This window comes from Limnothrix redekei LRLZ20PSL1 (genome assembly GCF_043235035.1).
In the GTDB taxonomy this organism is placed as follows: Bacteria; Cyanobacteriota; Cyanobacteriia; order CACIAM-69d; family CACIAM-69d; genus CACIAM-69d.
This window is the reverse complement of record NZ_JAZAQF010000012.1, coordinates 136344-147612: the sequence shown is the minus strand read 5'-3', so window position 1 is coordinate 147612 and position 11269 is coordinate 136344. Positions and strand designations below refer to the sequence as shown.

The following is an 11269-nucleotide window of genomic DNA, read 5'->3' as shown; positions in this document are numbered from 1 at the left end:
GTAGATGAATGGATCAATTATCAGATGAATTTGATGCCTAATCACGATTCACATTGCCAAGCTGCGACGAAATAAACCGATCCATCCAACCATTCAAGTAGGAACTATTAGCCGCTTGATGGGCCGGGTCAGCCGACTCCAGGGGATGGGGAGCCAAGCCCCGCAGAGCCGCCGTGGTGACACAATACATGGACTTTTGAAATGATTGGCAAATTTTCACCAATAAATCGTCTTCATGGCGCAGGCTATTTTCATAGAATTGATGCAAATAATCGGGCACAAAATGCCGCATGTCTTGCATCAGGAGAGTCGGCGGAATGCCTGCACCGCCCACGGGCAACGGGTCGGCATAGAGCGCACCATAGGCAAAATCTCCCTGTTCGGTGGGAATGCGGGCCGCTTGGGCATTGTAGGAAATCGTGCCGCTGAAGGGGGTTCCTCGGAAAAAGACCGCCTCCACGTAGGGCACAGCCGCATCCATCAGGAAGGTCATCTTGGCCGATCGGGGCACAATGTCATAGGTCACCCCACCCAATTCCACAGCATATTCAATGGGGAAATTGGCCCCCGCCACCAGACCATCTTGGATATGTTGAACCACTTGGGGAATGGTGGTGATTTTGCGGCGATCGTACTGATCTGAAAGGCTCATGAACATGTCGCTCATGATTCGCCAGAATTGCCCCAAAGCTCGGTAATAGGCTAATTGCCGCACTTGCTCTAGCAAAAACTCAGGAAATAGCTGATCCATTCCCAGGACGATCGGGTTTTTGGCAAAACGGGCCCGAATCGCTTTTTGGGCAAGGGCAATAAATTCTGGTGAATCTAGATAGTTATCGTATCGGCCACCCCCATGCCAGAACATGGCTTTCATGCAATATTCGGCATATTCAAAATTGATTCGATCGTGCTGCCAATGTTTCAGTAACTTTGGTAGCGAAGTTTCACCATTAAAGTATTTAAAAAATGGGAAAAATCGCAGAAACTGATGCAGGGCAATATAGTTTAGGTTATTAGAATAGGCATCTAAAACAATGCCATAGCTATGCAAAATGCCCACCACTTCCAGCACGTTGCTGGGGCTATCTTTCAGCAGTGCTTCCCCTTGCAAGAGCCGCTCGATCGTGCTGTTTAGGGGATGGATGGCAGTCATAGAGAGCATGGGTTGAAAACCTTAAGCTGGGACAATGGTGTTGACGTTCGCAGCTTGAATTCACAGTTTGAACTTGTGGTTTGAATTCACAGCTTGAATTTGCGGCTTGAATTCGTAATTTGAATCCGTAATTTGAATCTGTGGTTTGGGAGCTGGCAATTCTGATGATCTGATTATATGGGGATGCCAAAGGAGTAATCAGAACCGGCCTGATGTTGTGATGGGTCTTTTGCTGCTGGTGAGGTTGATGCCCGATCGCGGGGTGATGATGGGGCGATCGGGCAGTGCCAAGCCCTGAAGCGGGGCCTGAAGCGGTGATTATTTAGGGGCTGTGATGGGCCGCTAGGGCGATCGCGGTGGTGACCGGCTCGCTCCAGTAGGCCAGCCAACTGGGTTGCAGACCAAACAGGGCGATCGGGACAGCCAAGGCAATGGCCGGGGCCCGATCGAGCCAACTCACCGAGGGCAAATTGGCCACCCGCTCCGTCAGCCGCCCAAAAAATGACTGATTCAGCAAAATCAGGAAATAGACCGCCGTTAGCCCCGTGCCAACCATGCAGAGCAAGGTATAGATCGGATAGGTGGGGAAGCTACCTCGGAAGATCAAAAACTCCGCAATGAAGCCCGCCATTCCGGGAATGCCACTACTGGCCATCACCCCCAACACCATCAGCGACCCCACCACCGGCAACCCCCGTTGGGGATTAAACAGCCCGCTGAGAGCGCTCAGTTGGCGAGTGCCCACCTTTTTGTAAACAATCCCCACCAGCAGAAACAACAGGCCAGAAATCAAGCCATGGGCCACCATCTGAAATTCCGCACCCATGAGGCTGACGGGGGTGGCCGCTGCCGTCGCCAGCAAAATAAAGCCCATGTGCCCCACGGAACTGTAGGCGACCAGGCGTTTCATATCCCCATTGGCGATGCCTTCGGAAATGGCGGCAAAGGAACCATAGAGCACGCTCACCACGGCCCAGGCGGCCATCCAAGGTGCAATTTGGGTCCAGGCTTCGGGGAACATGCCCAACCCAAACCGGATTAAGCCATAGGTTCCCAACTTCAGCAGCACACCGGCTAGCAGGACGGAGATGGGCGTGGAGGCTTCCACGTGGGCATCGGGCAACCAGGTGTGCAGAGGAACCAGGGGAATTTTGATGCCAAAGCCCACCACGAGCATCGCCAACAGCAAGAGTTGGGACGCGGCCGGTAAGAGGGAGTCGGGGGCGGTGGCTTGGGCGATCGCAAATTCTCGCAGGGGTTCATAGCCAAAGGTGCTGAAACCGGCGGCGCTGGCTAATCCTAGGAAGGCGGCCAAGATCAAAATTCCAGAAACGGCCGTGTAGATCAAAAATTTGGTGGCTGCATAGCCGCGCCGGGCCCCGCCCCAAATGGCAATTAGGAAATAGAGCGGGATGAGTTCTAGTTCATAGAACAGGAAGAACAGCAGCAGGTCTTGGGCTAGGAAGGCTCCATAGACACCGCTGGTGAGCAACAACAGTAGGCTGTAGTAAAACCGGGGGCGGTTGATGGCTTCGTTGGTGCTGAAGATGGCGATGCCGACCAGCATGGTGTTGAGCACCACCAGCGGGAAGGACAGGCCATCAATGGCGAGGCTGTAGCTGAGGCCGAGTCGATCGATCCAGGGGAAGGACTCAACCAGGGACAGGCGATCGGTGCTGGGGTCAAACTGGGTCACGATCACCCCGGTAATGATCGTGAGGCCAATCCAGTTCAAGATGGCCGCCTGGCGGGCCTGGGTGGCGTTGACTTTGCCGGGCCAAAGGGCGATCGCGATCGCCCCGACAATGGGAATCCAAACCAACAAACTCAGCAACACAGTTTTTGCCTCTCTGTCTCAGCAATCAATCATCAGCAACCAATCATCTGTTTCAGCCATCAATCAGCCGTTTATTTGCCCGTGGCTCGCCCGTTACTCGTCTGCTATTCGCTCCTGATCTCCCGTTTCTTGCGCATTGGGTTCCTAGAACCACAGTTGCGCCAAAGACCACCCAGCCAAGACCACCATCATGCTGACGCTAATCAGCACCACCAAAACGTAGCCTTGGGATTGGCCAGAGGTGCTGTATTTCAAGCCCTCGCCACCAAATAGGGCTGCTACCCCGACCAAATTCACCAGGCCGTCAATGACGTAGCGATCGATCCAGGCCGTGAACCGGGCCGCCGCCCCCACCACGAGAGCAATGGTGACCCGATAGATTCGATCGATATAAAAGTCATAGGCCAATAGGTCTTGCAAGGCCGGAATCGGCAACTTCACCGGCCGCGCCACGGCCCCAAAGCTATAGATGGCAATCCCGATCGCCGCGCCCAGGGCCGCCGAAGCCACCAGGGCGATCGTTTCTGTGATCGGAAATTGCAGCATGCCCACCCGGGTTAACAGCAGTTGCCACCGCTCCAACATCAAGGGAACCAACAGGGTCAGGACGATCGAGGACACGATCGGTACGGCCATAGTCCAACCCACCTCCGGGGCCCGGCGGGTTTTGGGTTGTGTGGAGCCACCAAATACCAGCCCAAACACCCGGGCCAAATTCAGTGCTGTCAAGCCATTCACCAGCAAGACCACCGCGATCGACCAACTGGGCATGGCCGGCTCACTGAGCCACCGCTCCATGGCCCAAAAGGATCCCAAGGGCAACAGGGCCACCATCCCCATGGAGCCAGCCACAAAAGCCATAGTAGAAACAGGCATTTTTGACCACAAACCGCCCATTTGGGTCATATCTTGGGTGCTGGTGTTCAGAATGACACCGCCAATGCTGGTGAACAGGGCTGCCTTCGCGATCGCATGGGTCAGCAGCAACAGCAACGCCACATCCGTTTGTTGCAACCCCACCGCAATGAATACCAACCCCAGATAGGCGCTGGTGGTGTGGGACAGGGCCCGCTTCAGGTCAATTTGGGCAATTCCCACCAGCGAAGCCCCGATCGCCGTCATGGTTCCCAAGGCAATGGGAATCGCCGACCCCAAGGGCGACAGGGCCAACACCGGAGCCAGCTTAATCAGCACATAGGCCCCACAGGCCACCACGATCGAATTCCGCATCAGGGAAGCTGGATTGGGCCCTTCCATGGCTTCGTCCAGCCACAGGTGCAGCGGAAATTGGGCGCATTTGCCCGTGGGCCCCGCAATGAGGGCGATCGCCAGCAAACCCGCTTGCCAGTCCGTTAACTGGGCCGTTTGGGCCCAATCCGCCAAATCCGAAAAATTCAAACTGCCGCTGAGGGTCGAAAGGGCCAATGTCCCCATCAGCAGCAAAATATCCCCCACCCGCTTGGTCAGAAAAGCATCGCGGGCCCCCGTAACGGCCAAAGGCTGTGCGTACCAATAGCCCACGATCAGATAGGTGGAAAGGGTCAGCATCTCCAGTAGGCAATAGCTCAACAGCAAAGAATCGCTGATCGCTAAGCCGCTCATGGCCCCTTCAAAAAAGCCCATCATGGCGAAGAATCGCGCTAAGCCCCAGTCCTTTTCCAGGTAACCCAGAGAGTAGACCTGCGCCACCAAACTCAGCCCCGTGACCAGTTCCATGGCCCCCAAACTGACCGGAGAAACCTCCAAGACAAAGGAGAGCTTGAAATCCGCCACCTCCAGCCAATTGAAACTGAGGTATTGCGCCTCCTGACCCCAAAATTCCCGAAACAGCCAACCGCCATGGATGGCGGCCAAAATTGTCATCAATAGGTTGATGTAGGCGGCGGGCCGGGGCCCCGTGCGTCGGATGGTTCCCGTGGCCCAAGGCAGGGTCATCAACGCCCCAATCAAGCCATAGGCCGGCACAAGCCAGACGGTTTGCACCAGCCATTGAGTCAGAGGGGGTAAGGCGGTCATGGGCGATCGCGCTCAAGGTAAGGGTGAACAGGAAAATTTAAAAGGGCGCAAAAAGGCGCAATTAGGCGAAATAGCCAGCAATAGCCAGAAATAGAGCTAAAAACAATCAGACGCGAAACAGACGGCGAGTTGGCCGGCCATCGTTAAGCCTAGCAAGTGATTGGATCGGTTTTGATCCTCTGTGATCCTCAGTTTGGCATCCCCTGTAGCTGGGTTCGTGCCGCTGCCAAGGGAATTGCGCCCGGGGCGATCGGGTATTTTGACCGTTAAATGACGATGATCCAATGTTTTTGATCATTTCATGCAAAGGTCATGCAAAGGCGTTGATGGGATGCCTTGGGCAATCGAGATCAACTTTGCAATTCCTTTGCGGGGGGATTAACTTTTCTGATTTTCTGATAAGCGAACGGGGGCTTAACCGCAAGTTATCAAAACGATTGAGATTAAAAAAGCTGATTGGGGACGCTTTTCACTACACTAGGGAATAGGCAAACTAGTTAGTAAAGCGTTCATTCCTGCCCAGGTAGCAATCCGTAACGAATCGTTGCGGGGCGAATTGCCATAGATGCTTCTCCCTGTAGCCTAATGCGTAGGGAGCCGTAGCTAGGCTTGGGAAGTTCGTCAACGCTATTCTGCGGGGGAATCGCGGATTAAGTGGGTTTTTTTATGAAAACCCGCATTCTATCGTGCGTATTATTTCCAATACTTGAGAAATAATGGCTAGCGCCAGATCCCCAAGGGGGGTACGATAAATGCCGCGATCGCACTAGCGCAGGGACGATCGTCCTTGGAAACAACCAAGGCGTTCTACAACATTCGCGTTTACGACACAACATAAGGAGTTCGGCAATGCCTATTGCAGTCGGAATGATTGAAACCCGTGGTTTTCCCGCCGTTGTGGAAGCCGCTGATGCGATGGTGAAGGCCGCTCGGGTGACCTTGGTGGGCTACGAGAAAATTGGTAGCGCCCGCGTGACCGTGATCGTCCGTGGCGACGTGTCGGAAGTGCAAGCTTCCGTAGCCGCTGGCGTGGAATCTGTGCGCCGCGTGAACGGTGGTGAAGTGGTTTCGACCCACATCATTGCCCGCCCCCACGAAAACCTGGAGTATGTGCTGCCGATCCGCTACACCGAGGCAGTGCAACAGTTCTCGGAATAGTCATCCAAGCGCGAAGTTGGCTGCGTTAGGCTTTGACGTAATTTCAGCGGGCAGCAGTTTTTAAGCGATCGAGCATGAGAATCGGTCGTCTCCATCACAGTTCAAAGCCAGTTGGTTCAAGCCCGATCACGCGGTCTCTTGGGCGTTGCGAATTGGAAATTGACCCCTAGCCTTTGCGCTATTGATGTTGAGATCAGGATTCCGAGTGCGCTGGCATAACGCGATCGCCCTATCGAAATTGGTTAAGACCTAACTTCATCCAACAGGCTAAAATTTTTTGTTTAGGTCTGATAACGACTCGATCGCACTGTCGGTTAGTCAGTGCTTGTCCCGATATTCCGAAACAATGCAATTTATTGAATTGCAAAGCGTTTTTAGAACTTTCTGATCGAGGCGATCGCTTCGCTCAGGTCAGTGGCTAAAACGGATAGGAGTGTTGAGGGTGAGTCCTCGTAAAAAAGCTTCAAAGTGCCTGTTGTTTTCGCGATCGTTCACAGTGCTGATTTGAGTCAGTTGCTATGCAAATTGCACGGGTCTGCGGCACGGTGGTTAGCACCCAAAAGGAACCCAGCCTACGGGGTGTGAAGTTTCTGTTGGTGCAGTTGGTCGATGCGGCCGGTCAGCTCACGCCGAAATATGAGGTGGTGGCTGACGGGGTGGGGGCTGGCATGGATGAATGGGTGCTGGTGGCCCGAGGCAGCGCTGCTCGTCAAGTGGATGGGGGCGAAGGTCGTCCAATTGACGCGGCGGCCATTGCGATCATCGACACCGTGAGCGCTGAAAATATGCGCTTGTACAGCAAGAGTGATGAAGACCGGCTGTTGTTGCCCAATAATGCCCGGTTGCCGAATTAGGGTCACCAGCGCGAGGTTGTCAGGAATAGTCTAGGGATCTTCCGGGTTTGTTCCAGGCAGCTTCAACCAAGGGTGACTAATGGCAATGGCGACTAACGACGATTTGGGTGAATTGCAACTTGAGTGCGGCGATCTAGCGATCAGGTCAACTCAATGGAGTCACTTGATCATCTAAATCAACGATACGGAAGGCAGCCAGTTCGGCCCTGCCAGCCTGGGTTGCAAACGCAGCCACCTGCACCGCGATTGAGTAGAAAGCTTCCTGGTTGCAGCATTCGCTAGCGAATCGCGGCAATTGTTAGTGAAGTCGTGACGGAGGTTTTAAGCATGGGATCGCGAGGGGCAAATGGAACGGTTATTGATCGGAAGTCTGTGGCTTCCGACCAATCCGTGCGGCCCGCCATCCATCCCACGGCTCAAGTTCATCCGTTCGCCAATGTGGTTGGTCAAGTAACGATCGCCGCTGGGGCAAGGGTGGGGCCAGGCACATCGGTGCGAGCCGATCGGGGCGCAGCGTTCCACATCGGTGCGGGGGCATCGGTGGAAGACGGAGCGCTGATCCATGGGTTGGCCGACGGCTGTGTGTTGGGGGATGACGGTCAAGATTATGCGGTTTGGATTGGTGAATCGGCGACAGTATCACACCTGGCGCTGATTCATGGCCCCGCCTACATCGGCAGTGATTGCTTCATTGGCTTTCGATCGACCGTGTTTAATGCGCGGGTCGGCGATGGCTGTATTGTGATGATGCATGTGCTGATTCAAGACGTGGAAATTCCGTCGGGGCGTTATGTGCCGTCGGGTTCGACGATTCTGACGCAGGAACAGGCCGATGCGTTGCCGGTGGCTCGGGAGCGCGATCGGGAGTTTGTGCGCCAGTTGGCCGGGTTGGATCATTGGCCTGAGGGGGCGATCGCCAACCCGACGGGCAATTGGCCCGCCAACGGTTCTGCTGTTCAAGATTATCGTTCTGAAGGTTCTGGGGGTTCCGTGGTTACGACGACGTTGAGCGCCGAGTTGGTGCAACAGGTTCGCCAATTGCTGGCTCAGGGATACCAAGTCAGCGCTGAATATGCCGACGCACGCCGTTTCCGGGCCAATGCCTGGACAAGCTGCGCCCTGCCGCGATCGGCCTATGAAAGCGACGTGCTGACGGCCCTAGAAGGCTGCCTGCGTGATCACGCGGGTGAATATGTGCGGGTGATTGGGGTTGACCCTGCGGTTAAGAAGCGGGTTTATGAATCGGTCGTTCACCGCCCGGGCGACAAAGCGGGTCAAGGTACGGTCACCAGTGCCAAAGCCAGCCAACCTAGCAGCAACGGCAACGGTTTCAAAGCTCCGACCAGCAATGGTGCGGTTGGTGGCGATTTGGCAACCCAAGTGCGCCAACTGCTAGCCCAGGGCTACCAAATCGGTACAGAACATGCGGATCCGCGCCGCTTCCGGGCGAATGCTTGGACGAGCTGCAAGCCGATCGACTCCACCAGCGAGTCCCAGGTATTGAGCCTGCTCCAAGGCTGCTTGACCGACCATGCGGGTGAATATGTGCGCCTGATTGGGATTGATAAACGGGCTAAGAAGCGCGTTTTTGAATCGGTGATTCAACGGCCCGACGGTTCCGGAGCCAAGGCGGTGACCGGTGCTTCGGCGGCCGCTGCCAGCAACGGTGCAGCGGTGGCTCCGGGTGGTATTTCGGCGGAAGTGGCAGCTCAAATTCGGCAACTGGTGGCCCGGGGTTGCAAAATCACGGCGGAATTTGCCGATGTGCGTCGCTTCCGAGCCAATGCTTGGACGACTTGCGGTTCGGTGCAAGCCACTTCGGAACGGGAGGCGATTGCATCCTTGAGCGCCTGCATGGCCGATCATGCCGCCGCCTATGTGCGTTTGGTGGCTGTGGAACCCAGTAGCAAGCGCCGCGCCGCTGAAATCATCGTTCAGCGTCCTGGCGTACAAACGGCCAATAATGCAGTGAGCTTCAGCGCTCCTGCGGCGGCCAGCACCAATGGTTCTGCCCCGGTGAGTGCCGGAAACGTGCCTGCTGCCGTTGCCCAGCAAATCCAAAAGCTCCTGAGCCAAGGCTACCGAATTGGCGCTGAATATGCCGATGCGCGTCGGTTCCGGGCCAATGCTTGGACGAGCTGTGGCGGCCTGGAAGGTTCCTCGGCTAACCAAGTGCTGGCAGCCCTGACGGCTTGCTTGGCAAATAACCCCACGAGCTACGTGCGTGTGATTGGCATCGACCCGACGGCCAAGAAGCGCGTTTACGAAGAAGTGGTTCAGCGTCCCGGTCGCTAAGACCCGGAGGCCCCCATCCCCCTATTCGGCTGCCGCATGATGACCCTGCAACCGCTACATCCGGTGGACGATCGCCAGTCCTGGATTTCCGGCGAAGTGACGCTTGATCCAACGGCGACGATCGCCCCCGGGGTGCTGTTACAGGCGGATCCGGGCAGCCGAATTACGATTGGCCCCCACGTAACGATCGGGATGGGCGCAGTGGTTCACGCCTGTCAAGGGGGGCAAATTGTCCTGGAAGCCTCGGCCCATCTGGGGGCTGCTGTGCTGCTGGTTGGTGCGGTGCGGGTGGGACGATCGGCCTGCGTTGGCCCCAGCACAACTGTTTTGAACCAGTCGATCGCCCCTGGCCAGCGAATTGCGCCGGGTCAATACCTAGGAGATTCAGACCTAGGAGATTCAGGAACTCAAAATTCAAATACAGGAAATTCAGGGGCTGAAAATCCAAGGGCTAAAAATTTAAGCACGGGAGATTTGGGGGCTGAAGATTTACCGGCCGCCGCTCAGTTCAACAAAACCCCGATCGCCCCCAGCCCGCAACCAACCGCCCCGGTGACTGACGACCCGCCCGATCCGTTGCCCTCTCCTTGGGATGAGGATGACGAAGAACGCCAGGATCGGAGTGGCCGCTTCTATCGTCCGGGATTTTCCGGGAGTCCTTTTCCACCTGCACCGCCCGCCGCGCCGCCCTTGCCGGAACCCGTGCCCTACCAAGCACCGCCGGGCTTGGCTCCCGGTGTCAGCCCCATCCAGCCGCGCCCGATCGCCACGCCAGCCATTCTTCCCGGCACTCCAGCAACCTCAACCACTTCAGAGCCGCTGACCTCGACACCAACCGTGGCCGAGTCGCCGCCCACCCCGAGCGCGATCGTTACTCAAACCACTGAGCATCAAATTGTGGAGCAAAAGGTGGAAGTCTATGGACGCAGCCACGTGAATCGGTTGCTGTCCATGATGTTTCCCTATCAGCAATCCTTGAACGGAACCCATGGAGCCGGTCAACTGCCCTCCGCCAACTCGCCAGGCACGGATGATCGGGATGAACCCTGAGTCTTTGTTCACCCGATCGCGCCAATCTCTGTGGCGGGCCGAAGCTGTGGCAGGCCTAAGATAGAGGCAGCAATGTTCTGAATTGCCCCGATCGTTCCCCTTGCGTCCCTACCTTCTCCCCGATGACCGCTGCCACTCCCGCAAATCAATCTGCCCTCGGCATGGTCTCAACCCGCAGTTTTCCGGCAATTGTCGGCACTGCGGACATGATGCTGAAATCTTCGGGGGTGACCCTGGTGGGTTTCGAGAAAACCGGTAGTGGCCATTGCACCGCGATCGTGCGGGGCAACATTGCCGATGTGCGAATTGCCGTGGAAGCTGGCGCAGAAACTGCCGGACAATTTGGGCAACTGGTGGGCAAAACCGTGATTCCAAGACCACTGCCCAACTTGGATGCGGTGTTGCCGATTCGGCCACCCAGTTGGGAAGCTTTGGCGGAAATGCCCCGCAGTCCGTTTGCCAATCAAGCGGTGGGCTTATTAGAAACCGTCGGATTTCCGGCCATGGTGGGAGCCGCCGATGCCATGCTCAAGGGAGCCGATGTGCGGTTGGCTGCCTATGAAACGATCGGGGATGGCCTTTGCACCGCCATCATTCGCGGCTCCGTGGCTGATGTGGGCATGGCAATTCAAATTGGCATGGCTGAAGCAGAACGGATTGGTCAACTCCATGCGGTGATGGTGATTCCCCGAGCCTTGGAAGACTTGGAACGGGCCTTGCCCCTGGCGGAACATTGGCAAGCGACAGTGGAAACTCGCCGGGCGATCCCGATCGAGCTGCATCAAGTGGAGCGGCGGGTGATGCAACCGGTGGCGCTGCCGGAGCTGCAACGTTTAGAGCCGGTGGAGCTACCGATGCGCGAACCTCAGCAGTTGGAACGATTTGAGGAGCGCCTTTAGGATGCGC

The 11269-nt window shown here is 56.3% G+C and carries 8 protein-coding genes; 5 read left to right on the top strand and 3 right to left on the bottom strand.

Annotated features, from left to right (window positions below; all coding sequences use genetic code 11):
• Positions 1-37: 37 nt before the first annotated feature.
• The 3 genes from VPK24_RS02565 to VPK24_RS02555 all read right to left on the bottom strand — a co-directional run bounded on the left by VPK24_RS02565 (position 38) and on the right by VPK24_RS02555 (position 4988).
• A complete protein-coding gene (locus VPK24_RS02565; RefSeq protein WP_393010434.1) occupies positions 38-1162 on the bottom strand; it encodes a CO2 hydration protein in 1125 nt (374 codons plus the stop codon).
• 313 nt (positions 1163-1475) lie between these two features.
• Entirely contained in the window at positions 1476-2987 is a 1512-nt protein-coding gene (locus VPK24_RS02560; protein ID WP_393010498.1) for an NADH-quinone oxidoreductase subunit M, read from the bottom strand.
• 147 nt (positions 2988-3134) lie between these two features.
• Positions 3135-4988, bottom strand: coding sequence for an NAD(P)H-quinone oxidoreductase subunit F (locus VPK24_RS02555; RefSeq protein ID WP_393010496.1), 1854 nt, complete (start codon positions 4986-4988; stop codon positions 3135-3137).
• An 867-nt stretch (positions 4989-5855) separates the two neighbouring features.
• On the opposite strand from VPK24_RS02555, the gene VPK24_RS02550 reads away from it, so the two are divergent.
• From VPK24_RS02550 to VPK24_RS02530, 5 genes are all read left to right on the top strand, one after another.
• Entirely contained in the window at positions 5856-6164 is a 309-nt protein-coding gene (locus VPK24_RS02550; RefSeq protein ID WP_099533298.1) for a carbon dioxide-concentrating mechanism protein CcmK, read from the top strand.
• Between the two features lie 518 nt (positions 6165-6682).
• Positions 6683-7018, top strand: a complete 336-nt coding sequence (locus VPK24_RS02545; protein ID WP_393010432.1) for a EutN/CcmL family microcompartment protein — start codon at positions 6683-6685, stop codon at positions 7016-7018.
• A gap of 372 nt (positions 7019-7390) precedes the next feature.
• On the top strand, positions 7391-9313 hold the full coding sequence (locus tag VPK24_RS02540; RefSeq protein WP_393010430.1) for a ribulose bisphosphate carboxylase small subunit: 1923 nt from the start codon (positions 7391-7393) through the stop codon (positions 9311-9313).
• Between the two features lie 36 nt (positions 9314-9349).
• Complete coding sequence (locus VPK24_RS02535) at positions 9350-10363, top strand: hypothetical protein (protein ID WP_393010428.1); 1014 nt, start codon at positions 9350-9352, stop codon at positions 10361-10363.
• A gap of 122 nt (positions 10364-10485) precedes the next feature.
• Positions 10486-11262 carry a BMC domain-containing protein gene (locus tag VPK24_RS02530; protein ID WP_393010426.1) on the top strand — a complete coding sequence of 259 codons (777 nt, stop codon included), beginning with the start codon at positions 10486-10488 and terminating at the stop codon, positions 11260-11262.
• Positions 11263-11269 lie beyond the last annotated feature (7 nt).

Excerpts from the sequence above, each read along its gene's own strand:
- VPK24_RS02530 (WP_393010426.1), top strand. The coding sequence starts at position 10,486 with ATGACCGCTGCCACTCCCGCAAATCAATCTGCCCTCGGCATGGTCTCA.
- VPK24_RS02565 (WP_393010434.1), bottom strand. The coding sequence starts at position 1,162 with ATGCTCTCTATGACTGCCATCCATCCCCTAAACAGCACGATCGAGCGG.
- VPK24_RS02550 (WP_099533298.1), top strand. The coding sequence starts at position 5,856 with ATGCCTATTGCAGTCGGAATGATTGAAACCCGTGGTTTTCCCGCCGTT.
- VPK24_RS02545 (WP_393010432.1), top strand. The coding sequence starts at position 6,683 with ATGCAAATTGCACGGGTCTGCGGCACGGTGGTTAGCACCCAAAAGGAA.
- VPK24_RS02535 (WP_393010428.1), top strand. The coding sequence starts at position 9,350 with ATGATGACCCTGCAACCGCTACATCCGGTGGACGATCGCCAGTCCTGG.